We start from the raw sequence: 25,330 nt of genomic DNA on the forward strand, positions 1-25,330 counted from the left end.
TAAAGTAATAACTAAGTAGAAGTATTTCTTCAATAATATGTTAAAGACTAATTATTCAAAAGTGTTTTATAGATTTTTATTCTGAATGATAAATACAATTGTTAGAATCTATTAAAAGTTTTATTACTTCTTTATAATCTAAAGTAAACATTATAAAAAAAGCAACTTCGAGATGAAGTTGCTTTTCTATTTAAAATAATATAAGTCTTTGTTCTTACGCATTCAATGCTTCTGCACCACCAACGATCTCTAAGATCTCGTTTGTAATAGCAGCTTGACGAGCTTTATTGTATTGAATTTTCAATCCTTTTTGTAACTCGCTTGCGTTGTCTGTTGCTTTATGCATTGCAGTCATACGTGCTCCGTGCTCAGAAGCGTTAGCATCTAATACGGCTTTGAATAATTGCGTTTTCAACGTTTGAGGGATTAAGTCTCTTAAAATTTCTTCTTTCGAAGGGTTGAAGATATAATCTAACTCTGCTGAATTGTTTGCTTCTTCTTCAGTTTTCTCTAAAACGACTGGTAAAAATTGTTCGTCTTGTACAATTTGAACAGCTGCATTTTGAAATTGATTGTAGATAATTCTGATTTGATCAAAGTCACCTGCAGTAAATTTCTCTACTAAATCGTCTGCAATTTCAGCTACATCTGCAAAATTTAAATTATCCCAAATGCTTGATGCATTTTTATAGATAGTTTGTGTTTTACTAAAAGTATCATTAGCTTTTTTACCAATTGCTAAAATCTCTACGTGTTTACCAACTAATTCGCTAGCTAATAACGCATTTACTTTTTTGATGATGCTTGAGTTGTATCCTCCACATAAACCTCTATTTGAGTTAATAACGACTAAAAGTACTTTATTAACTTCGCGCTCTTCTGTTAATGCACCTCCTACTTCAGCTTCTAAAGTAGAACTTACATTTTGTAAAAGTTCACGTAATTTATCTGCATAAGGACGTAACTGTACGATAGAATCTGTAGCACGTTTTAGTTTTGCAGCAGAAACTAATTTCATAGCACTTGTAATCTGCATTGTAGAACCTACAGAAGTAATACGGTTACGTATATCTTTTAAATTTGGCATAATTCTATTTGAGATGAAGGATTAAAAGGAACTTAGAGATTCGGAAACCTCTAAGTTTCATTTATATTTTATTAGTATTTAGAAGTAGTTTCTGTGATAACTTTCTTCAATACATCCATAATTTCATCAGTCCATTTACCTAAACGGATAGATGTTAAAGTGTCTGCATATTTGTTGCGCATTAACTCAACAAAGTCAGCTTGCCACTCTTTCACTTGATTAACTGGAACGTTTTTCAACATACCGTTAGTACCCGCATAAATAACTGCTACTTGTTCTTCTACTGGAATTGGAGCGTTAACACCTTGTTTTAATAACTCAACGTTACGTTCACCTTTACCAATTACGTTCATTGTAGCTGCATCTAAATCAGAACCAAATTTCGCGAAAGCTTCTAACTCACGGTATTGTGCTTGGTCTAATTTTAATGTACCAGATACTTTTTTCATTGGTTTTGTTTGTGCAGAACCACCAACACGAGATACAGAGATACCTACGTTGATCGCTGGACGAACACCTGAGTTGAATAAATCAGACTCTAAGAAGATTTGTCCATCTGTAATAGAAATTACGTTTGTTGGGATATATGCAGAAACGTCACCAGCTTGAGTTTCGATAATTGGTAAAGCAGTTAAAGAACCACCACCTTTTACGATACCTTTCATAGATTCTGGTAAATCATTCATTTGAGATGCGATTGCATCATCTTTGATTACTTTTGCAGCACGCTCTAATAAACGAGAGTGTAAGTAGAAAACGTCTCCAGGATATGCTTCACGTCCTGGTGGGCGACGTAATAATAAAGACACCTCACGGTATGCAACGGCTTGTTTAGATAAATCATCATAAACAATTAACGCTGGACGACCAGAGTCACGGAAATACTCTCCGATTGCAGCACCTGCCATTGGAGCATATACTTGCATTGGAGCTGGATCAGATGCATTAGCAGCAACTACTACTGTATATTTATCTGCACCGTGGTCTTGTAATGTTTTCATGATTCCTGCAACTGTAGAACCTTTTTGTCCTACTGCAACATAGATACAGAAAACTGTTTCACCTCTATCGTAAAACTCTTTTTGATTTAAGATTGCATCTAAAGCAACAGAAGTTTTACCTGTTTGACGGTCACCAATGATTAACTCACGTTGCCCACGTCCAATTGGAATCATCGAGTCAATAGAAACGATACCTGTTTGTAATGGTTCGTTTACTGGTTGACGATAGATAACCCCAGGAGCTTTACGCTCGATAGGCATTTCATATAATTGTCCTTCGATTGGTCCTTTACCATCGATAGGATTTCCTAACATATCTACAACACGTCCTAACATTCCTTCACCTACGTTAATAGATGCAATTTTGTTTGTACGTTTTACAGTGTCACCTTCTTTAATACCTTTTGAAGGTCCGAAAAGTACAATACCTACGTTGTCTTCTTCAAGGTTTTGTACCATTCCTTCTAACCCGTTTGAGAATTCTACTAATTCTCCGTATTGAGCATTGTCTAACCCGTAAACACGAGCAATACCATCCCCAACAGTTAGAACGGTTCCTACTTCTGCTAATTCAACTGATGAATCAAAGCTTGTAAGTTGTTGTTTTAATATAGCTGAAACTTCAGCTGGATTTATTTCTGGCATTTCTGAAATATTTAAAATTTAGGAATGTATTCGTTTTTCGAAAAATCTTTTTTTAATGTAGCTAACTTAGTTTTGATTGACGAATCAACTTGATTGTTTCCAATTTTTAAAACGAAACCTCCAATTAAAGATGCATCAATTTTGTTCTCTACTTTTACTTGACTATTTGCAGCTAAAGTTTGTTTTGCTTTTGCTACAATATTATCAATTGTATTTTGATCTAATTGTACTGCCGAAGTAATTTCTGCTGTTACAATATTATTTGCTAAATCGTATAATGAAATAAACTGATCTGCAATTTTAGACAAAATATTCTCTCTACCATGTCTTACGACTAACGAAATGAATGTTTGAGAAGTTTTTGATAAAGATTTGAAAATCTCACTCAATACAGCTTCTTTTTTCTTTGCATCAATCACTGGAGAATTTAAGAAAACTCTTAAATCATCATTCTCTTTAATGACTTTGCGAACATCATTCATTTCAGCATACACTACGTCTGTTTGGTTTGCTTCATTCGCAAACTCCATCAAACCTTTAGCATATCTATGTGCTGCTCTGAATCCTGTCATGATTAATTGAATTTAACTTGATCAATAACATCATTCACTAAAGCTTCTTGTGCAGATTTGTCTGACAATTCTTTAGTTAAGATTTTTTCAGCAATTTCAATTGACAACTGTCCAACTTGATTTTTGATATCAGCCATAGCTGATGCTTTTTCATTTTGGATAGCTGACTTAGCATTTTCAATTAATTTGTTTGCTTCTACAGTTGCAGAATTTTTCGCCTCGTTGATGATATTTTCTTTCATTTCACGCGCTTCTTTCAAGATAGCATCACGTTCAGCACGAGCTTCTTTCATGATTTTCTCGTTTTGAGCGTTTAATAAAGCCATCTCTTCTTTCGCTTTTTTAGCTGCGTTTAATGCATCCTCGATAGATTGTTCTCTTTCTTTAACTGCAGATAAAATTGGTTTCCAAGCTAATGATCTTAACAATACTAATAAGATGATAAATACGACCGCAGTCCAAAAAATAAGACCAACTGAAGGTGTAATTAAATCCATTGTGTGTATGTATTAAATTTTATTTTTTACTAATTAATTTTTTAATGAATTAGCTTCAACAACCAACCGTTATTGAAGCTAATTTTTAATTCAAATATTATCCGTTACCTAATAACGCAACTACGATACCGAATAAACCTGCACCCTCGATTAAGGCTGCTGCGATAATCATAGCTGTTTGAATTTTTGAAGCCGCTTCTGGTTGTCTAGCGATTCCTTCCATAGCTGATCCACCGATTTTACCGATACCTAAACCAACTCCTAAAACTGCTAAACCAGCTCCGATTGCTGCAATACTTCCTGTCATGATAATTGTATTTAATTATTAAAAAATTATTTTATTGTTTTTTATATTCTATTCTTAATGATGATCGTGTTCTGCTACTGCTGTTCCGATGAATAACGAAACTAACATTGTAAATACGAACGCTTGTAATGCCGCTACTAATAACTCTAAACAGTAGATGAATAACGCTAATGGAATAGATCCACCTGCCATAGCTTCTGTTTGGAAAATAAAGATTAACGAAATTAACGACATAATGATGATGTGACCTGCTGTAATGTTCGCAAATAAACGAATCATTAAGGCGAAAGGTTTTGTAATAATCCCGATTAACTCAATTGGAGCTAAGATCAATTTTACTGGAACCGGTACACCTGGCATCCATAACATATGTCCCCAGTAACCTTTGTTTCCTGAGAAATTAATTACGATTAATGCGATTAATGCTAATACAAATGTAACTGCGATATTACCTGTAACGTTAGCTGCACCTGGTAACAATCCTAATAAATTGTTGATCCAAATGAAGAAAAATAACGTTAATAAATAAGGCATAAATTTCGCGTATTTTTTCTCACCAATATTTGGAATTGCTACTTCATCACGAACAAAAATAATAATTGGCTCGATGAATCCTGCAATACCTTTTGGTACCATATTTCCTTTTTTGTAGTTTGATGCAACTGCAAAGAAAACTAAGATTAAAATCACGAAAGAGATTAACATTGATGTTACGTTTTTCGTAATAGAAAAATCTAATGGTTTTTCATTTTCTAAATGAATAGCTCCTTTTTCGTCTACGTGAGGTTTGATTGTACCTTGCGCATCTGTTTTGTAGATTTTTTCGTGGTAGTTGATGTAGTAGTTTCCGTTACTTTCAACAACCGCTTCGTTGTGGTGAAATTTAGAAGACATAAAAACTTGTAAACCATTATCCCATAAAATAACAGGTAATGCAACTCCTACACTTTTTTCTCCTTCTCCCCATAAATGCCAATCGTGTGCATCTGCAATGTGGTGCATGATACCTGGCACTGGGTTAAATGTAGATTCGCCAGATTTCACTTTAGCAGCTTCCTCTTGACTTTTTACTTGCTCACTTTTAATTAACTCCTCAAACGTTTTTGGAAGACTTTCGTGCGGAACCGCTGTAGAGGCGAATCCGAAATTGAAAAGTAATAAAAACGCTAATAACGCTGAAAATTTCATGTATAATTCCTTTGTTTCTAAATTGCGTGCAAAATTATAGTAAATTAACCACTTACCAAAGTCAAATGCTAAAAATCATTAAACTTTTTTTAACTTTAAATTAATTAAGCGAATAAACACTAAAACTTCGGCTAGCAAAATTACAAAATAACTTATAATTAATTGCACAACATTTGATTTAATTTGTTCATTCACAACAATCAATGCTAATACAATTGCCATCTTCGCTATCATCCCTCCCATAAAGGCAAAACCAACATATTCTGGAAACTTTATCTTCACAAAACATCCAACTTGCAAAATTATTAACGTAATTAATCCAATTATTAAATACATTTTTGGAACAATTAGCGGATTTTCGCTAAAATTATAATGCACAACAATTGCGTAATGAATACCACAAAAAATTGCTACCATTGCAATAAAAGAAAGTGCTAAAAGAATAAATTTCTTAATCATTAAAATTATTTTTTCGGTAATTGCTTCAACATCAAATATAATCCTGCAAAAACTCCCAGCAAAGATAAGCCAGCCGTCCATAATGGCTTGTCTGTTTCCATTTTTTTATCCAAAAAAGTTCCTAACCAAGCAAATAACGCAATCGTTACCGCCATCTGTATTCCCATCCCAGAAAACTTTAAATATTGATTTACACCTTCGGTCTTTCGTTCTTCTTTCATAAGTTTTATGTAATTTTGCAAAAAATTATTTCGTGGTAAAGATAGGAAACATAGAATTACCAGACTTCCCTTTATTGCTTGCACCAATGGAAGATGTGAGTGATCCGCCATTTCGTCGCCTATGCAAAATGCATGGTGCAGACTTGATGTATACAGAGTTTATTTCTTCTGAAGGATTGATTCGTGATGCAATAAAAAGTCGTCAAAAATTAGATATTTTTGATTACGAACGTCCAATTGGTATTCAAATTTTTGGTGGAGATGAAGAGGCAATGGCGATGTCAGCTAAAATTGTTGAAACTGTTCAACCAGATATTGTTGATATTAACTTTGGATGTCCCGTAAAAAAAGTAGTTTGTAAAGGCGCAGGAGCTGGTGTTTTAAAAGATATAGATTTGATGGTACGTTTGACAAAATCTGTTGTTGAAAGTACACATTTACCAGTTACTGTAAAAACACGTTTGGGTTGGGATTCTGACTCAATTAACATTTATGAAGTTGCAGAACGTTTGCAAGAAACAGGTATCAAAGCATTGTCAATTCACGGACGTACGCGTACGCAGATGTATAAAGGACAAGCAAATTGGGAACCGATTGCAAAAGTGAAAGCGAACCCAAATATTGAGATTCCGATTTTTGGAAATGGAGATATTGATTCGCCGCAAAAAGCGATTGAATACAAAGAAAAATACGGTGTAGATGGTGTGATGATTGGTCGTGCAGCGATTGGTTATCCTTGGATTTTCGAGCAAATTAAACATTATCGAGAAACAGGTGAATTGTTACCAGAACCAACAATCGTAGAACGAATGGAAGCGGCTAAAAACCATTTAAATTGGGCGATTGACTGGAAAGGTGAACGTACTGGAATTTTGGAAACGCGTATGCATTATACCAATTATTTCAAAGGAATTCCAAATTTCAAACCTTATCGTACAAAATTAGTCACACAAGATAATCTTGTTGATTTGATGCAAACTTTCGAAGAAATCGAAAAAGAATTTATTCCAACATTAGAAGAAATTTAATCGTTAGAAATAATTCATTAATATAAAAAAATCCACCAAAAAACTTGGTGGATTTTTCATTTAAACTTGAGACTATAATTAATTACAATTATCTACAAGCAACACTTCTTCTGGATTCAGCGTATCATATTTCATCAATACAACTTCATCCACATCTGCTCTAGATCGTAAAGTAACTTCATAAACTTCATCATTTACAGGATATTGTATCGTTGCTTTCGGACGTTTAAATGTTCCGCTAGTTTCCACAACAACACCTTCTACGCATTTCCCAGTTTTAGCCAATTGATCTTCTAATTGACTTTTCGAATATTGACTAAATCCGAATGCTGCAAGACCTAAAATTGCGATGACGATATAAAAATATTTTTTCATAGAATTAAAATTTAATGTTTCGTATTAGTTTTGTTTGAAACAAATTTAGATTCAATTCTATCGTTATAAAATCCCTATTATTAGCTAATTTTCAATCTACAACATTTTTATTAATCATTAATTGATCAATACTAAATAAATACTGAGATTGTACAGCAAGTAAAAGTGCTGCTGTCGCACTTGTCCAAACAGAATAATCAAAAGTAGCTTTTACACCAAAGGCAATAGACATAGCTAATGCAAAAATTGTTAAAAGTAAAAATGTACCTAGTGCTGTAATCCTTGTTTTAAATCCTATTAATAATAAAATAGAAAATAGAATTTCTAAAAATGTCGCACCATAGGCTCCTAATTCACTTAAATATTTTGGAAGAAAAAAAGTTAACGTACGAGTATAATCTTCAAAAGATGCCCAATTCCCCCAAGACACGTTTTCAGTCCAAATTCCAAAACGGTCAGCAACTGCTGAAAGCATGGAAAAAGCCAAAGCTATTCTTAAAAAAAGCTGAGGAAGTCCTTGTTTTGTCATAAGTATAAATTATTATATACGACAAAACTAAATTAATGCTTCTTCAAAAATCTTAAACTAGATTAAGAAAGATTATTCGTAACTATTTTTCTGTTTCATGCTTCGTTTTCAGCGCATAAAGTGCAAAAGTTCCCAACCAATGACTTCCCATATAATCGTCATTTGTAATATTATTTAAGGAATAATTGAGATGATTTTGCGCAATTTTATTCAAATGTTTTAACTCTGGCAATTTATGTTCGATTTGATACAAAGCCGTTGCACGACTAAAATTCAATCCATCCAAATGCACCAAATGTCCATCTGTACGATCCGAAACTACACCAGGTTTCAAGTCAAAATTCTTTTTTTGTAACTGAGGCAAAAATCCTTTCAGCCATTTTTTATATTCATCATGCGGATGAATTTTAGACATCAACAAAGCTTCTTCCAAACAAGCAGAAAGAAAATCTGATCCACTTGGTTCGAAAGCAATATTGCAACTTTTATCTTTTAAATAAAGACGATTAGCATTATCAATAATCACTTTTTCGAATGTTTTATCATTCACAGAACGTGCATAATCTATCGCTAAGCTCAAACCAAAAGCTGTGTTATCATGCGTACCTGTACGAATTGGATAAACTAATTTCGGCAAATATTCTTTGTATCGAACAATAATCAAATCACTCAAAGGTTTCATATTTTTTGCCCAAACTTGCGCATCTTTATCTTGCCAATGATTCAATTCCATTTGCAATTGTAACAACCAAGCCCAACCATAAGTACGCTCGAAATTCTTGTTATTTTTATCATTGAAAAAGGCCATTTCAACCGCAACATTTTCTGCTGTAATCAATTGATTTAACTCATTTCTAACCTGATTATTTTGATCCAATTCAGGAAAATTTTTCATCAATTTCACAATCGACCAAAATCCATGCACAGACGAATGCCAATCAAAACAACCATAAAAAATTGGACGCAATTGCTTTGGCGTTTTAAGATCTGCATCACTTCCCAAAACATTTCCTAATTTATTCGGGTATTCTACAGAAATACAATGCGTTGGTAATTCAAATATTTTTTTGGCTTGATCTAAGTGTAATTCTTGCGCAAAAACTGTAGATGATATAAAGGTTGATAAGATAATAAATCGTTTCATGAAGATTGTTTTTACTAAGATAGAAATTATTCTTTGCTTATACCAAGTTGATGATAATTCTACTAAAAATAGTCTTTTATAAATTAAATCTTATACCTCCCATTAAATATCCAGATAAAGTTTTAAGATTTACGTAACCTTGATAATCTGTTGTAGAAATATTTTTTAACATAGAATTTTGATTAAGATTAATAAAATTAAATCCTTGAATAAATAGATCAAAATTTTTTAATTTATAATCAATTTCAGTGTAAAAGTTCCAGTTTGTATTTTTTATTACTTCTATATTTTTAATAATTTGATTATCATTTAAAACTCCTACTTTAATTTTAGCATTCTTGTAATTGTAAGTAACTCCAAAATCATTTTTTATAGTAAATATATTTTGTCTATCAATTTTCTTATTATCATTAACAAACACTTGGAATGTGTTTTTATAATAAACTTGTAAATTTGACTTAAATCTTGATGTAAAATTAGTTTTTAGATTAAAATTAGTTGAATAAAGATTATTTAATTCATTATTAATTTTCTGAACATTTTCTGTATAATTAAGAATTCCATTCGCTTTAAAAGCTATGGGAATTTTATTAAAAATATAATCATAATTAATAAAAAGTAACAAATTATCTGTTTGTTCTGCCTTAAAAAACGCTTTGTAAATTAAATTATTTTGATAACGTATATCTTCAGCTATATCATTTTTATTTTGATCATAACTTACATTTACAAAAAATGTTCTTCCTTTACTTAGATTTAGTTTTAAATAATTTATCGACACACTGTTTGTTCTTTTTATAAATAGTTCGTCTATTGATGATTGGTCTAATATTGTTAAATAATCTACTCTTCTTTCGTAGGTATTTAGAAAATCTAAAGTTGGAATTCCGGCATCTAAATAGGAATACTTTAAGGTTAATTTTCCTCCTTTATTTAATGTATATGCAAGAGATACTACTGGAGAAATACTAAAATTTTGTTCTAATGATTTTTGATTAGAATTATAGTAATTAACAATTAAACTTGAAGATATTAAAAGATTTTTATTGTATAAATAACTAAACACACCTCCTATTACTGCATTAAACAATCTATTTTCTTCTTTATTTTTTTGATTTATTAAGGTTGATAAATTATAATTTTGTAATGATGTATTGGTATAATAATTATATGTAAATTTATTTTTTGAAGATTTTACTGAGTACCCGATTTTATAAAGATTAAATTTTGATTGGTTCGTATTAATTTCTTCTTGTTCTGTTATTAGATAATTTTTTGTTTGAGAATTAAAATCTAATGTCAATTCTCCCAATAAATTATCATTTAAAACATTAAACCAATTTAATTTCTGAATAAAATTTTGTTCTTTACTATTTTCAGAATATAAATTTTGATTAATATCAGAATCTATTGTGTTTTGAGTATAATCAAATTTTGAATCTAATACTACGTAATTATTTTTGTTAATTTTCCAATCCAAATTGAATACATTTTGAACAAAATAGGGTTTTTCATCAATTTGCTGAATTTCATTTAATTTGAAAATCCCATAATTTTTGTATGTATCTTGTCTTTTAATCGAAGTATTAAAATCAAATAAAGTATAATTTTTAATTAATAATTTGTCGTTAATTTTCTGATTATAATTTAGTGATGAAAAGAAGTTTTTACGATCATAAAAATTCCGTTGTTCTCTAAGAAAACTGGGAATATCCTTTTCATCTATTTTAGACACACCATTACCATTTCTTTTAATGGTTTGGTTCAACTCAAAATAATCTTCCATCGTCATAGCGACTTCTCCTATTGTATTGTAATGATTGATAAAAGCGATATTGCCTTTTTTATTGAAATTGAATAAGTTTATTCTATTATTTGTATTAAAATCATTACCTAACGCAAAAGAAGCGTTCCCAGATATTGTATTTTGATAATTTTCTTTTAGTTTAATATTTAATACTTTTTTTCCTCCAGAACTAAAGCTTTTTAATATATCATTAGGTTGGTAATTAGAAATCAAATCAATACCTTCTATCATTTCATCGGTAATATTCTTTGTTGCTAATTGATGTTTGTTTCCAAAAAATTCTGCACCATCAATCAAAATATTATCCATTTTTTTACCTTGATAATATACTACGCCATTTTCATCAATTTGCAATCCAGGCAACTTTTCTATTAAGTCGCCTAAAGTTCTTTCATTACCAGTTCTTATTGCTGCTAAATTATATTGTATAGTATCTTCTTTTACTTTACCAAAGCTTTTGTTGTTAATAATTACTTCTTCTAATTTAACAAGTTCTTCTGATAAAAATATTTCGATAGATTTACCTTCATTTAGTTCGATATTTTCTTGATATTGAGAATAATTAAGCACATTAACTTTTAGTGTATATACTCCTTTTTCTAAATTGATAAAATTAAAAAAACCTTGACTATTTGTTTTTTTAAAACCTTTAAACGTATCGTCTAAAAATAACTGAACCACTGCATTATGTAGTGGTTCGGAGTTATTATCTTTTACATAACCATTTATAGACAAATTTTGAGCAAATAGTAACGAACTGATGAAAAAAAAGAACTTAAAATAAACTATTTTTTTCATCTATTTTTATTCACTTTTAATAACGATTCTATTTGTTTTTACACCTGACGAATTTTCTATTTTTGATGAAATAGAAGACTGCTTCAGTTCTTCCATTTTCTTTGAATACTCTTGCGTCGTTAAGACATTAGAAAATGATGGAAGCTGTATTTCTTTTTCTGCTTTATTAATAGATTTTAAAGTAATGTATTTCTTATCTGTTTCTACTTCTACTATTAATCCTGGTAAACCATTAAAAATTTCAGGCCCATCTGTTATTGCTATCTCAGAAAGATACCATGCCGTAACTTGTCCTAATTTAGGGTCATCCAAAGTCGCTTTTTGGGCAGTATATCCTCCAACTGATTTTGTTTCATTGGTAATTTTCCATAAATTTTGCAAATCACTCTTTTGCATTACTGTAAGTTTTTCGCCTTTTATTTCAGTTGTTTTATAGATAGTTGATGTTTCCAAATTTTTATAAAATACATCACTTACAAATGAAATGGTCGTGTTTTTTACAATTCTTTTGTTTCCGTTCGTATTTTCTACTTGGTTATTGTTTTTATCATCTTCAGTTGCTAAAGTCTTATAAATAGATTCATTTCCATTTGTTTCCAAAACACTGTATCTTGGCTTAGACAGTCTATCTTTTATCATTTGCTGTGCATGCACTGGTAATTGTGCAACCTTGGCCTCATCTATTTTTACTGTTTCTACATATTCTATTGTATAAGAATTTTTGATAATCCCAATATTTTGTTTATCATTTTTCATTTTAATTTCATTAGTAGAAATACTATTTGAATTTAATTCATTTTCTGTTAAAGCTTTCTTATCTGAACATCCGTTCATTAACGTTAAAATAACTAATACTGTATACATTTTCATTGTTTTTTATTAAAGGCCCTTAAAACTATTAGTAGATTAAACTAATTAATCACAGTATATACCTGATTCAAAGTAGTATTCATATTCCCAACTACCATCAGAATAAAGAGTAAATGACTCTTCCTCATACTCATAGTAATAACAATCATCAATTAATGATGTAATTTCAGAATTATCATTTTTTAATAATTAGTATTGATCAATATTCTAAAACTATAAATAAATAACCAAAAAAACAAATTATTATAGATTTAAGAATTTTTCTAACTCTTCTTTTGCTTGTAAACTTTCAGGAAAATTTTTCACATTTTGTTCAAAAAACTGTTTTGCTAAATCATTTTTCTTTTGTTTTACCAGATAATTTGCAACATTATTGATATACGTTTCTGTTGGTTGAAAAGAATAATTCAATTTTCTAGAAATCGTTTCAAAAGAATCCTTCACCAAATTTGGTTGATTCGGAATCTCTTTAATATTCACACGATAACCATCAAACTGCCAACGCAAATAATCAATCGAGCCAATCATCGGAACCGAACCATGTTCTTCGTCAATATATTGTTTGTAATGATAATTCAATGATTTATTCTTTGATGATTTCAAACGTTCGTCCACCTTTTTTATACTTTGATAATGGTCTCGTAAATGATCTGCATTTTGACTTTCACCAACTTGTGTTATCATGAAGAATCGATTCTCGAAAGAATGATTTTCTAAATTTTGATAAAGATTCAATAATTCTTTGTCATTAAACCAAACACTTGGATCGTGCGCAACATATCCATTGAAAGTTTTGGGATGGTTGTACAAGGTTTTCAACGCAAAATATCCACCTAAAGAATGTCCAATTAACAAACGAAAATCATTCACACGATAATTTTTCTGCATAAAAGGAAACAATTCATTTTGAATAAAATTCAGAAAATTAACATCATTTACATGTGTAAAATCTTTTGTTCGATCACCATTTTTATTCGTAATTCCGACAATGATCGATTCAGACATTTCTGGATAAAAACCAGATTGAAATTTAGAAACTACGCCTGTTAAAAACGTAAAATTAGATTCGGCATCTAACACATAAATCACAGGATAATTTACTTTTTCAAGTTTAGAATTATTATATGATTCGGGAAGATTCACCCAAATTTCTCGTTCAGTATTTAAGATTTTAGAATTTATTTTTTGGATTTCAGCAATTGATAATTTTTCTTGCGAAAAACCGATTTGAGAGAAAATCAAACAAAATAAAAGTAGGAATTTTTTCATGTATAAAATTTTTCTAAAAATAGTTATTTAGAATTATTCTACACAAATGATTTTAGACAGAAAAAACGACCTCATCATGAAATCGTTTTTCTATATAATATGTATTTTTTTTTAACTAAAAATATTCCATTTCAAGCCAAGTTGAAACTTGAAATCTCGGTACGGAACATTTGGCGCTGCAAAATAATCAGGTTGTTTTGTAAACGATGCATTGATATGCTCACCACGAATGTAAAAACGCATATTACGAACCTTGAAATTGATAAAAACATCCAAAATAGGATAACCTCCAATCTCTTGTATACTTGCTGGATCTTGCAATGCAAATTCGTTCAGAATCGGGATGTAACGCAGACCATTATATTTTGTAAAATATGTTGCATTAATACCAGCTTGCAGTTGAGCATTCTTGTTGAATAATTCTCCTTGCCAATACAATGTTTCACGAATCAAGAAATCTGGCAAAGGCATATACTCTTCGTTTTTCGTTACTTTTTGATATTGCGCTGTCGAAACTAAATTAATCTTTCCGAAACGTAAATGATTTTCACCTTTTATCTTGAAATAATTGATATTATCCGCCAATTGCTCATAATTCAAAATATCATTCAAATACACTTTATTGTCAATATTATAAATTGAGGCTTCTAACGTCGTGTTGACTTTATCTAACTTTAATTTTGCAAATAAATTTTGAACATTTTCAGTTTCAAATTGATTAACGTAATTAAAATTATTAAAGAAACTTTGATTATAAACCGCATTCAACGAAGGAAGTTTTGACTGAATAACCGCTCCTGCGCTCAATGTATAACCTTCTATCGGCGTCACATCTAATACTGCATCTACATTATAAACACTTTTGTAATTATCTGATTGCAAATATTCAACATTTCCGTAAAGTTTCAATTTTTCATTCCAATCAAAATCCACTTTTCCAACAACTCCAAAAAGATTTTCCTCTATTTGCTTTGGAACTGCAACAATCGTCATGGCTTGATCAGCAAAAACGCGTAAATTTTGGAATTTAACACCAGCCTCTATCTTCACACGATCTGTCCATTGAAAACCAGCAGTTGTCGTATTGGATAAATCTGTAAAACTCTTTTTACTTCTATAATCCATTCCAGTTATAATCGGCGTAGAATATAAAGTTCCATTTGGTGACGTATCCTCGTAGCGATATTTTTGCTTTTCGTACGAAAATTTATTCTTCAATTCGATTGGATTATAAAAAGTCGAATCTTTTTCATTCATCTTTTTTAAGATTCCGTACGAAGCATTCAATTCAATTCGACGCGCATCAAACTCAGATTTTGCTGTTTGCGAATTCACCGGAATATTACGAACATTCGTCATTCTGCGATCATCTTGCAAAATAAAATCGTTGATATCCTCTATTCCACCGTTTTCATTATTTTTCAGATTTTGTGCTGCATAATTCCACCACAATTTAAAACGTTCTGACTTTGTTTTATAATTTGATGAAAAAACAAAGGTATTATTCTGCGCTTTTTCATGTTTATAACGACCTTCGGAAATTAATCCACGATAATGAAACGTATAATTGAATTGCTTGTTGATATTATGCGAAAATGTCGAAGACAGAAAGTTACCTTCTTTTACCCCATTCTCGTAAATAAACTCAGTATATGGCGTTTTGACATCATAATATTTGATATCATTTGCGTAATAATAGTTGTATTTTTTACCAGTTGGTAACATCGAAGGATTGAATGGTGTATTTTGATACTCCAAATCCACCACTACACCTCCAACATTCGGGAAAAATAATTTTCCGAACGCATCTTTACGAATAAAATTTTGATTATAATAGTTTTTGATACTTAATGTCGTATCCAATACTTCTGGTTTTCTACCATTTGTCCAAAACTTATAATCGTCAATTTTGGTTTTATAATATGTAACCGAATCATTTGTTGATGATCCTTTTAATGGTTTTAAAACTTTTATCGAATCCTCTTGAGCCTGCGCTACAATAGCTCCTAATAAAAATAAACCAATGATTGTTTTTTTCATCCTGTTGAATAAATCCTTACAAAAGTAATCTAAAATTGAGAGATACAAAAAAACCCACTTATTTCTAAGTGGGCAAATGTTATAAAAATGTTTAATTCGTTAGTTTATTACCAACCTGGATATTGCTTCATCTCAGGAGCTCTATCTAATTCTCCAATTGGAATAGGAAAAACAAACAACTTATCATTTGCAGAAACTTCGCAAATATTTCCATTACAATTTGAAGTTTTAACAATAGGCAAATTATTTCTTTTTAAATCATAAAACCTCAGTCCTTCTCCAATAAATTCTTTTTGTTTCTCAGTTAAAATATCAGTAATAATATCATCTCCTTTATAAACTGAACTTTTTCTTGTTAATGCAAACTCGTTTAATAAAGTTAATGCTTCAGACTTTCTTCCTAACTTCGCTAGCGCTTCCATTTTAATGAATAATAGTTCAGTCATACGAAATACTTTTACATTTGCTGTATTAGCCCCTTCAGATGTTGACTGAGGAACCTTTTTTAACCAAACACCTTTTGGATCATCTACAGTAGGAGCTTGAGCTGTTTGAAACAAAGAAAGTCGTACATCTTTAGTACTATTCATAGTATTGTATAAAGATGTTCTCATCATCAACCTTCTTTTAGATGCATTGAAGGTATAATACTGACCAGGATGAGTATTAATTCCTAAATTAGATATAGATGTTTGAGAAATTTCAAAAATTGTTTCTGGTTGATTTTCTAACAAACTTATTTCTTTTGAAGTAAAATAATTAACTAAACCACTAGCTTCTATCATTGAAAAATTTGATGATGACTTTAAAATATCATCAACTAAATCAATTGATTTTTGATAGTCTCCAGACTTACCTCTAGTTAAATATACTTTAGACAACAAATACTTTCCTGCAGTTGCACTTAAATAAATTTTATCCTGACGACTTGAATTAGCCATCCCTTCAATTCCTTCGGTTAAATCTCTAATAATAAAATCATATACTTCATCGATAGTTGACCTACCAACTGTTTTTTGAGGATCGTAAATATCGTTTTTAATAGGAATACCATATTCTTGATTAACACCAGATGTAGGGTTTGGAGAAAAACCTTGTACAAGGTAGAACATTGCTAATGCTCTTGCTATTTTAGCCTCTCCTTTCAAACTTAAGACATTATCATTTATCGGAACATTTGTATCATTCAATACTAAATTGGCTTGCTGAACGACTTCATATAAACCTCTATATTGTCCAAATGGAGAATTACCTGAATGCCACGCAAAAGCAGCAGTATTAACATAGGCTATATCTCCTGCAGCATTCGATACAAAAATATTATCTGATAACAGTTCTCCTTGTATTAAAATATCTGCTCCAAAATTAGATCCACTACCTAATTTTGGATAAATACCTTGCACAACCTGAGCCATTTGATCTTCGTTCTTTAAATTACCATCATAGACGTCCCCTACCTCAGGTATAAGATCAAGTCTATCCTCACTACAAGAACTCAATAGAATAGGTACAATAAATAATAATCTATAAATATGTTTTTTCATTTTTTTATTTTTTAAAAGTCAATAGAAATACCTAATGATACACTTTTCATAATAGGAGATGTGTAATCATACATTCCCTTTCCATAAGCACCTCCTGCTGCATTTGAATTAGACTCAGGATCAAAAGTTAAGTCTTTATCAAAAACATAAATCCATAAGTTTGTTCCTTTTGCATAAATTGTGAAATTATCTATACCCGTACTTTTCTTAAAGAGATCATTAAAACTATATGCAAATTTTATATCTTTTAATCGAATATGATCTCCTTTTCTCAACCAACGAGTAGAAGGCTCATAAGATCCTGTTGTGTTGAATAACATTTGTTTTGGATTATCTGCTTTTGTATTTGTTTCTGTCCAAGAGTTATATAAAACATCTTTAGTTTGATTATAATAAATGCTATTACCATCACTTGTAACATAATTCTGCCAACGATTCATGACAGAAAACTTGAACTGTCCTGTAAAGAATACAGAAAGAGTAAAGCCTTTATATGTGAAATCATTTTTTAAACTTGCTAAATATTTTGGAAATGGAGAATCTTTTTGCCAAATTCTACTTGCTTGACTATATTTACTAGCATTATCTAAAATAACTTTTTCAGTTCTTGATTCATCCTTCCAGATAGTTCCATACCCTGTTGCTTCATCTACTCCAGCCCATTCATATGTATAATATTGTAAGTATTCTTTACCTACACTAAGAGCTCTTAAACTCGATCTATCTATTTGATCAGGATTTGCAAGTTTTGTAACTTTATTTTTATTATAAGAAGCATTTCCATAAATATTCCATCTAAAATGTTCTCCATTTACAGGTAAATAATTAAAACTCAACTCAACTCCTCTATTCGTTATTTCTCCAATATTAGTCAAAAAACTTCCTGGACTTCCATTTTGAGGTGCTATTGGAGTAGTATATATAGCAGATGCTGTTTTTCTTTGATAAGCATCTACTGAAAGTGTTAATTTATCTTTAATAAAACCAAAATCTAGACCTACATTAAACTGTTTACTTACTTCCCAAGCTAAATTATCATTCTTAGCATTACTTAAATAAATTGTAGCATCATCTCCTGTATAACTACTTATTCCTAACAAATTCAATGAATTATACACACTTCCCCATGAGTCCGCATATGGAATATTCCCTATTTCACCATAATTCGCTCTTAAAATCAACTTACTAAAGGGTGATGAATCCCAGTCTTTTGTTACATTCCAAGCCCCTCCTACAGACCAAAATACTCCAGATTTTTTAAACTTTCCTAATGTCGAATTTGAATCTCTTCTTAACTGAGCAGAAAATGTATACTTCCCATCCAAAATATAATTTAATCTTGAAAAGTACGAGATTTGAGTCCATTTTAATACATCTTCATCTGCACTTCTTCTTTCTGTTCCATATGTTAAAAAAGGTCTAGGTTCTGATAATTTACCTACAGATGCTGACGAAATTGTATAATTATGCTCTTGATACTCCATTCCTACATAGGCTTGAATATCATGTCTATCATTCACTTTTTTTCTAAAACTAACAGAATTTTGCCAGTTCCAATCAAAAATATTTGTAAAGGATTGCTGAACTACTCCTCCATATGTTAATCCATCTGCAATACGAGGATCCCAGTACATTTTCTCTTCTAATTTCTGACTTTGTGCTCCAAATAAAGAATACAAATAGAAATCTTTAGCAAACTGCCACTCTCCATTAACGGATCCTAAAAAAGTTTCAATACGACCTTTAGTAAAATCCATCTCCTGAATAGCTAGAGGATTAAAATTACTATTACTAGGTCCTAAATTATCTTGATTATAAGTACCATCTGCATTATATGCTGGATAAATTGGAGATATATACCAATTCGTTAACCAAGGATTTCTATAAGCTCCACCATCATCTATAGAATTTCGTTTAACATTTGTATAATTAACATTTAATCCAAAAGTAAATTTATCTTCTATTTTATGATCAATTGCAGTACTTAAACTCATTCTATCAAAATATGAATTTAAAATCAAAGGATTATTCTCGTAATAAGAAGCTCCAAATCTATAAGAAGTATTCTCTCCTCCTCCTGTCATTGCAAAATTATAAGTCTTAACAGAAGCTGTATTACGTTGAACACGTTTCTGCCAATTTTCATCTGTCACTCCATCATAACTAACAAGAGTTGAAAAAGCCTTTACAGCATCATCCATCGAAGTAAATGATCCTGAATTATATTCCATCAATCCTCCCCACTTAATATATTCAGAAGCACTCATCCATTCTTGCTTATCATAAGCAATAGACTGAAATGCCATATCAGTACCTATATTAAATCTTGTCTTTTGATTATATTTTCCCCTTTTTGTAGTTACAACAATAACTCCATTTGCTCCCCGTGCTCCATACAGAGCTGTAGCTGAAGCATCCTTCAAAACTGCAACAGATTCTATCATATTAGGATCAATAGCTGCTAATGGATTCCATGATTCCATTAAACCTGCATTATCTGAACCTTTACCTACAACAATCCCATCAATTACATATAAGGGATTAGGCGTTCCAATCAAAGAACCTACCCCTCTAATTGTAATAATATTTGTAGATCCAGGATCTCCAGAGTTAGTAGAAAAAACAAGCCCAGATACTCGTCCATTCAACACTTCATCTATTGAAGCAGTTGGAGCTAATTCAAAATCTTCTTTTTTTACAATATCATAAGCTCCAATTTTTTGAGCTGCATCCATCTTGATTCCTCCTACTAAAGTAACAGTATTTAATTCAATACTACTAGATGCTTTTGTAATAAACTTCACATCTCCCAATGTTGTAGAAGTAACTTTTATCGTTTTTTCTTCTCCATTAGAGTCAATAATTTTTAATATATCACCAACTTTGGCGTCTACATTAAAATTTCCTTCCACATCAGTGAATACTGAAGCGCCTGTTCTTGTAACAATCACCTCAACTTCATCCATTGGAAAACCATTCGAGTCTTTTAAGACTCCTTTAACTTGGGCATAAGCCAAACTTCCCATCAAAAACATTGATAGAATGCCCAAAGAAGTAAATCTTCTCCTCATATTGTGTTAATTTTTAGTGCTAATTATTACAAATATGAGAAAAAAACTTAAAATATCTAAATAAATTGTTAAATAAAATAATGTATAATGAAAAAACCCACTTATTTCTAAGTGGGTTAAATATTTTATAAATCTTTCTTAAAAAGTGAAAGTTGTTCCGTCAGCGCCATCTTTTAGTTGGATACCTAATACACTTAATTGATCACGAATCTGATCTGATAAAGCCCAATTTTTATCCACACGTGCCTGATTACGCATTTCGATTAGCATTTTTACTACACCATCTAATTTGTCAGAACTTTCGTTTGCAGCTTCTGTATCCAAACCTAAAACATCATGAACAAAACCATTCATAATCGCCTTTAAGCGCTCTAAATCTTCTGCTGTAATATTCTCAAAACTATCTTTGATTGAATTAATCATTTTTACTGCATCAAATAAATGAGCGATCAATATTGGTGTATTGAAATCATCATCCATTGCAGTGTATAATTTCGCTTCTAATTCATCAATATTAACGGTAGAAGTTTTCTTTGGTGTAATTGTTTCTAATGTTTTTAATGCTTCAACCAAACGATTATATCCTTTTTCTGAAGCTAACATTGCATCATTCGAAATATCTAAAACACTGCGATAATGCGCTTGTAAGAAACAAAAACGTACAACAGCTGGATGAAATGGTTTTTCGAAGAAATCATTTTCACCATTCACTAATTGCATTGGCAAAATGTAATTTCCTGTCGATTTACTCATACGCTGACCATTCATCGTCAACATATTTGCATGCATCCAATATTTTACTGGTTCGTGACCGTTAGAACCTTTTGCTTGCGCAATTTCACATTCGTGGTGAGGGAATTTAAGATCCATTCCACCTCCATGAATATCGAAATAATCTCCAAGATATTTTGTACTCATCACTGTACATTCTAAGTGCCAACCAGGAAAACCATCACCCCAAGGTGAAGCCCAACGCATAATGTGAGCAGGCGAAGCGTTTTTCCAAAGTGCAAAATCAACTGGATTTTTCTTCTCTCCTTGCCCGTCTAAATCTCTTGTATTATTGATTAATTCTTCGATGTTACGGTTACTCAATTCACCATAATCAAGTCCTTTTTTGTTGTAAGCTTCTACATCAAAATAAACTGATCCGTTTACTTCATAAGCAAATCCTAAATCAATTAATTTCTCCGCTAAAGCAATTTGTTCTAAAATATGACCTGTCGCTGTAGGCTCGATTGTTGGAGGTAATAAATTAAATTTCTCTAAAACTTTATGAAAATCAACCGTATATTTCTGTACGATTTCCATTGGTTCTAATTTCTCTAATTTAGATTGTTTTACAAAACGATCATTTTCTACATTTCCGTCATCTGTTAAATGCCCAGCATCCGTAATATTACGAACATAACGAACTTTGTAACCCAAAAATTTTAGGTAACGATAAATCATATCAAATGACATAAACGTACGCACATTCCCAAGATGCACATTACTGTAAACGGTAGGTCCACAAACATACATTCCAACATTATCTTGATTAATTGGTTCGAACGTTTCTTTCTGTCCCGTTAAGGAATTATGTAATTTTAATTGATTTTCTTTTACCATTTTATAGGATTTATATTTTAAACATTGAAAGTAGTTTTCATTCCGATGTACGAAATAAACTCTTTTCTTAATTGCTCATTGTCTTTAAAAGCTCCACCATATTCGGCAGTAACTGTACTTGATTCGATGTCTTTGATTCCGCGCGAATTCACACACAAATGTTTCGCATCAATAATACATGCTACATCATCTGTACCTAACGCTTCTTGCATTGCTTTCACAATTTGCATTGTCAAACGCTCTTGTACTTGCGGACGTTTTGCATAATATTCTACAATACGATTCATTTTAGACAATCCGATTACTTTCCCTTTCGAGATGTAACCTACATGTGCACGTCCAACAATTGGTAAAAAGTGATGCTCGCAAGTCGAATAAACCACGATATCCTTTTCAACCAACATTTGATTGTAGTTATATTTATTTTCGAAAGTTGACATTCCAGGCTTACGCTCTGGCAATAAACCACCAAAAATTTCTTTTACGAACATTTTCGCAACACGTTTTGGCGTTCCTTTCAAACTATCATCTGTTAAATCTAAGCCTAAAGTTTCCATGATGTTACGGAAATCCGCTTCTATCTTTTCCACTTTTTCTTCAGCAGACAACTCAAAGGCATCAGCTCTCAAAGGCGTTTCTAAGTTTGCTGAAATATGGTCGTCCCCCATTTCGTCATGAAGATGTTTATCACACATTACATAAAAATTTCTGCAAATTTATAAAAGATAGTGTTATAAAACCTTATCAAATCTCAATTATTCCATCTGAAATGATTTCTATCTTTTATCAAATCAATGAAAAGATTATCTTTGAAGTATCACAAATTCGAAAAAATGATCAAGAAAACTTACGGTATCGATTTTCTTTCGTTCGAGGATTACAAAGGAATCAAAGAAGGAAACATCGAAATTGAACTTAATGAAGCGAGTAAACAACAAATCTTAAAATCGCAACAAAATGTTGCTAAAATAGTTGCTTCTGGACAAACAGTTTATGGAATTAATACTGGTTTTGGACCACTTTGCGACACTAAAATTTCGGAAGAAGAAACGCGTCAACTTCAACATAATTTATTAATCAGTCATGCGGTTGGTGTTGGAAATCCAATCAAGAAAGAAATTTCTAAAACCATGTTAATTGCAAAAGCACATGCTTTATCAAAAGGATATTCTGGTGTGACTTTAGATGTTGTGGAACGAATTTTATTAATGGTTGAAAAAGATATTATTCCAGTCGTTCCAGAAAAAGGATCTGTTGGAGCATCTGGAGATTTAGCGCCTTTATCACATTTATTTTTGCCATTGATTGGTGAAGGAAAAGTTTGGGATGGCGATACAATTGTTTCGACAAAAGAAGCATTAGCCAAACACAATTTACAACCTTTACACCTTTCTGCGAAAGAAGGTTTGGGATTAATTAATGGAACACAATTCATATTATCTCATGCGTTAAATGGCTTAGAAAAATTCGAATATTTATTGAATTTAGCTGACGTTGCGGGTGCTTTATCACTGGAAGCATACGAAGGTTCGCCTCGTCCATTCGAAGAAGAATTACACCAAGTTCGTCCATTCAAAGGAACTTTATTGGTTGCAGAACGTATGCGAAATTTATTGAAAGGTTCTGAAATTGCTTTCTCTCACGCAGAATGTGGTCGTGTACAAGATCCATATTCATTGCGTTGTATGCCTCAAGTTCATGGCGCATCACGAAATGCATTTTTCCATTTACAAGAATTAGCTGAAATCGAATTAAATTCTGTAACAGATAATCCAATTGTTGTTTCGGACGAAGAAGCTATTTCTGGTGGAAACTTCCACGGACAACCATTAGCAATGGTGTTAGATTACGCAACAATTGCAGCTTCAGAATTAGGAAATATTTCGGATCGTCGTCAATATTTATTGATCGAAGGAAAATATGGTTTACCAAAATTATTAACCGAAAGCTCTGGTTTAAATTCTGGTTTCATGATTCCTCAATATACCTCAGCCGCACTTTGTACAGAAAACAAAACATTGTGTTTCCCTGCATCGGCAGATAGTATTCCGACTTCTTTAGGGCAAGAAGATCACGTTTCGATGGGAAGTATTTCTGGACGAAAATTCAACCAAGTTTTAGACAATGTAGAACGTGTTTTAGCAATCGAATTAATGTATGCTTGTCAAGGTTTAGAATTTAGAAGACCACGTAAAACAAGTGCATTCTTAGAAGAAGTTTTCGCAAAAGTTCGTTCAGTTTGTCCAAAATTAGAAGACGATCGTTTGATTGGAGATGATATCAACAATATTATTGATTTATTACAAACAGATGATTTCAAGAAATTAATTTTAAGTTTCTAAGTTATCCTTGTCATCCAGAGCCTGTCGAAGGATAAGCTATTATAATGTAGATAATTTACTATAATTAGAAAAACTCTTCGACAAGCTCAGAGTGACAATAACAACAACGACAGTCAAGTAAATGTCATTCCGACGAATGGAGGAATCTTTTAAAAATTAGAAATAAAAAGAATGGATATTTTACAAGCTATATTAGATTTTTTCAGTGTTACAAGTTATAAAAGTGATAATTCTAAAAAAGACAAAGCAGTACTTTTTTTAATGATTTCTACTTTTTTATCTATTGCTCTTTTATTTTCTGTAAACTCAATTTATGAAAAAAATAATATTTTACTAATCATAGTTTTATTGATTATTTTCAGTTTAATATTAAGTATTTTAATTATTCTTAGTTTAATCAAATTAAAAATAATTCAACCAACAAACTTTAGTAATTTTATATTATATCTCGTTGGTTTCATATTATTTATTGGAAGTTTAACTTTATTTTTTATTGATTATTTTAAAATTATTAATTAAAAATCTAATGTTCAAATTCGATAAAAAATCATTCATCATAGCAATTATTATCTTTTTGATTGAAGTAATTATTGCGTTGTACATCAAAGACAAAATCATTCGTCCTTTTGTTGGTGATATTTTAGTCGTGATTTTCATTTACTATTTTATCAAAGCATTTATCAACACAAAAACGATTAACATTGCAATTTTTACATTGTTTTTTTCTTTTGTAGTAGAAATTTTACAATATTTCAATTTTGTAGAAATGATTGGCTTAGGACATAACAAAGCAGCTCGAATAATTATCGGAACATCTTTTTCGTGGATTGATTTACTTTGTTATTTTGTCGGATTTATTCTATTATTTTTTATTGATAAAGATTTGAAGAAAAAAAATGTAATTTGAACGAGATTCCTCAACAAG

General features: G+C 31.1%; 23 protein-coding genes. 4 read left to right on the forward strand and 19 right to left on the reverse strand.

Translation table 11 applies throughout. The features are described 5' to 3' along the window. Window positions 1–214 precede the first annotated feature (214 nt). The 8 genes from atpG to N5D90_RS15720 form a co-directional block, all read right to left on the reverse strand. Window positions 215–1,087, reverse strand: coding sequence for an ATP synthase F1 subunit gamma (gene atpG, locus N5D90_RS15685; protein ID WP_038335139.1), 873 nt, complete (start codon window positions 1,085–1,087; stop codon window positions 215–217). Between the two features lie 71 nt (window positions 1,088–1,158). After that, window positions 1,159–2,733, reverse strand: a complete 1,575-nt coding sequence (atpA, locus tag N5D90_RS15690) for a F0F1 ATP synthase subunit alpha (RefSeq protein WP_038335134.1) — start codon at window positions 2,731–2,733, stop codon at window positions 1,159–1,161. Window positions 2,734–2,744: 11 nt separating this feature from the next. After that, window positions 2,745–3,305, reverse strand: a complete 561-nt coding sequence (gene atpH, locus N5D90_RS15695; RefSeq protein ID WP_280063223.1) for an ATP synthase F1 subunit delta — start codon at window positions 3,303–3,305, stop codon at window positions 2,745–2,747. Between the two features lie 2 nt (window positions 3,306–3,307). After that, a complete protein-coding gene (locus N5D90_RS15700) occupies window positions 3,308–3,802 on the reverse strand; it encodes a F0F1 ATP synthase subunit B (RefSeq protein WP_038335122.1) in 495 nt (164 codons plus the stop codon). A gap of 97 nt (window positions 3,803–3,899) precedes the next feature. After that, window positions 3,900–4,109: an ATP synthase F0 subunit C gene (atpE, locus tag N5D90_RS15705; RefSeq protein WP_013598300.1), complete on the reverse strand. Its 210-nt coding sequence runs from the start codon at window positions 4,107–4,109 to the stop codon at window positions 3,900–3,902. A 54-nt stretch (window positions 4,110–4,163) separates the two neighbouring features. Continuing rightward, window positions 4,164–5,297 carry a F0F1 ATP synthase subunit A gene (gene atpB, locus N5D90_RS15710; protein ID WP_280063225.1) on the reverse strand — a complete coding sequence of 378 codons (1,134 nt, stop codon included), beginning with the start codon at window positions 5,295–5,297 and terminating at the stop codon, window positions 4,164–4,166. A gap of 78 nt (window positions 5,298–5,375) precedes the next feature. Then, window positions 5,376–5,756 carry a hypothetical protein gene (locus tag N5D90_RS15715; RefSeq protein ID WP_038335112.1) on the reverse strand — a complete coding sequence of 127 codons (381 nt, stop codon included), beginning with the start codon at window positions 5,754–5,756 and terminating at the stop codon, window positions 5,376–5,378. 5 nt (window positions 5,757–5,761) lie between these two features. After that, complete coding sequence (locus N5D90_RS15720; RefSeq protein WP_125350592.1) at window positions 5,762–5,977, reverse strand: AtpZ/AtpI family protein; 216 nt, start codon at window positions 5,975–5,977, stop codon at window positions 5,762–5,764. 32 nt (window positions 5,978–6,009) lie between these two features. On the opposite strand from N5D90_RS15720, the gene dusB reads away from it, so the two are divergent. Next, on the forward strand, window positions 6,010–7,005 hold the full coding sequence (gene dusB / locus N5D90_RS15725) for a tRNA dihydrouridine synthase DusB (protein WP_280037247.1): 996 nt from the start codon (window positions 6,010–6,012) through the stop codon (window positions 7,003–7,005). Between the two features lie 78 nt (window positions 7,006–7,083). Here the strand turns inward: dusB and N5D90_RS15730 are convergent, their stop codons facing one another. From N5D90_RS15730 to folE, 11 genes are all read right to left on the reverse strand, one after another. Continuing rightward, the gene (locus N5D90_RS15730) at window positions 7,084–7,380 is read right to left on the reverse strand and encodes a hypothetical protein (RefSeq protein ID WP_038335098.1); all 297 of its coding nucleotides are present in this window, start codon (window positions 7,378–7,380) and stop codon (window positions 7,084–7,086) included. 91 nt (window positions 7,381–7,471) lie between these two features. After that, the gene (locus tag N5D90_RS15735; protein ID WP_219035384.1) at window positions 7,472–7,909 is read right to left on the reverse strand and encodes a DoxX family membrane protein; all 438 of its coding nucleotides are present in this window, start codon (window positions 7,907–7,909) and stop codon (window positions 7,472–7,474) included. An 82-nt stretch (window positions 7,910–7,991) separates the two neighbouring features. Beyond that, window positions 7,992–9,053 (reverse strand): DUF2891 domain-containing protein, encoded by a 1,062-nt coding sequence (locus tag N5D90_RS15740; protein WP_280063227.1) that lies wholly within the window; start codon window positions 9,051–9,053, stop codon window positions 7,992–7,994. Between the two features lie 76 nt (window positions 9,054–9,129). Then, entirely contained in the window at window positions 9,130–11,658 is a 2,529-nt protein-coding gene (locus N5D90_RS15745) for a carboxypeptidase-like regulatory domain-containing protein (RefSeq protein WP_125350595.1), read from the reverse strand. Window positions 11,659–11,664: 6 nt separating this feature from the next. Beyond that, a complete protein-coding gene (locus tag N5D90_RS15750; protein WP_185144215.1) occupies window positions 11,665–12,522 on the reverse strand; it encodes a GLPGLI family protein in 858 nt (285 codons plus the stop codon). Between the two features lie 249 nt (window positions 12,523–12,771). After that, window positions 12,772–13,797, reverse strand: a complete 1,026-nt coding sequence (locus N5D90_RS15755; RefSeq protein WP_280063228.1) for an alpha/beta hydrolase — start codon at window positions 13,795–13,797, stop codon at window positions 12,772–12,774. Window positions 13,798–13,908: 111 nt separating this feature from the next. Further along, window positions 13,909–15,837: a putative porin gene (locus tag N5D90_RS15760; protein ID WP_280063229.1), complete on the reverse strand. Its 1,929-nt coding sequence runs from the start codon at window positions 15,835–15,837 to the stop codon at window positions 13,909–13,911. Between the two features lie 107 nt (window positions 15,838–15,944). Further along, entirely contained in the window at window positions 15,945–17,381 is a 1,437-nt protein-coding gene (locus N5D90_RS15765; protein ID WP_280063230.1) for a RagB/SusD family nutrient uptake outer membrane protein, read from the reverse strand. Window positions 17,382–17,392: 11 nt separating this feature from the next. Then, window positions 17,393–20,452 (reverse strand): SusC/RagA family TonB-linked outer membrane protein, encoded by a 3,060-nt coding sequence (locus tag N5D90_RS15770; protein ID WP_280063231.1) that lies wholly within the window; start codon window positions 20,450–20,452, stop codon window positions 17,393–17,395. Window positions 20,453–20,590: 138 nt separating this feature from the next. Next, window positions 20,591–22,063: a cysteine--tRNA ligase gene (gene cysS / locus N5D90_RS15775; protein ID WP_280063232.1), complete on the reverse strand. Its 1,473-nt coding sequence runs from the start codon at window positions 22,061–22,063 to the stop codon at window positions 20,591–20,593. A 17-nt stretch (window positions 22,064–22,080) separates the two neighbouring features. After that, window positions 22,081–22,758 (reverse strand): GTP cyclohydrolase I FolE, encoded by a 678-nt coding sequence (gene folE, locus N5D90_RS15780; protein ID WP_114997904.1) that lies wholly within the window; start codon window positions 22,756–22,758, stop codon window positions 22,081–22,083. A gap of 99 nt (window positions 22,759–22,857) precedes the next feature. Here folE and hutH point away from each other — a divergent pair, with 99 nt between their 5' ends. The 3 genes from hutH to N5D90_RS15795 all read left to right on the forward strand — a co-directional run bounded on the left by hutH (window position 22,858) and on the right by N5D90_RS15795 (window position 25,312). Then, window positions 22,858–24,405 (forward strand): histidine ammonia-lyase, encoded by a 1,548-nt coding sequence (gene hutH, locus N5D90_RS15785; protein ID WP_407932368.1) that lies wholly within the window; start codon window positions 22,858–22,860, stop codon window positions 24,403–24,405. Between the two features lie 171 nt (window positions 24,406–24,576). Then, the gene (locus tag N5D90_RS15790; protein ID WP_280063233.1) at window positions 24,577–24,924 is read left to right on the forward strand and encodes a hypothetical protein; all 348 of its coding nucleotides are present in this window, start codon (window positions 24,577–24,579) and stop codon (window positions 24,922–24,924) included. Window positions 24,925–24,931: 7 nt separating this feature from the next. After that, complete coding sequence (locus N5D90_RS15795) at window positions 24,932–25,312, forward strand: DUF2809 domain-containing protein (RefSeq protein WP_280063234.1); 381 nt, start codon at window positions 24,932–24,934, stop codon at window positions 25,310–25,312. Window positions 25,313–25,330: the final 18 nt, after the last annotated feature.

The sequence above is a fragment of the Empedobacter sp. GD03797 genome (genome assembly GCF_029842105.1).
In the GTDB taxonomy this organism is placed as follows: domain Bacteria; phylum Bacteroidota; class Bacteroidia; order Flavobacteriales; family Weeksellaceae; genus Empedobacter; species Empedobacter falsenii_C.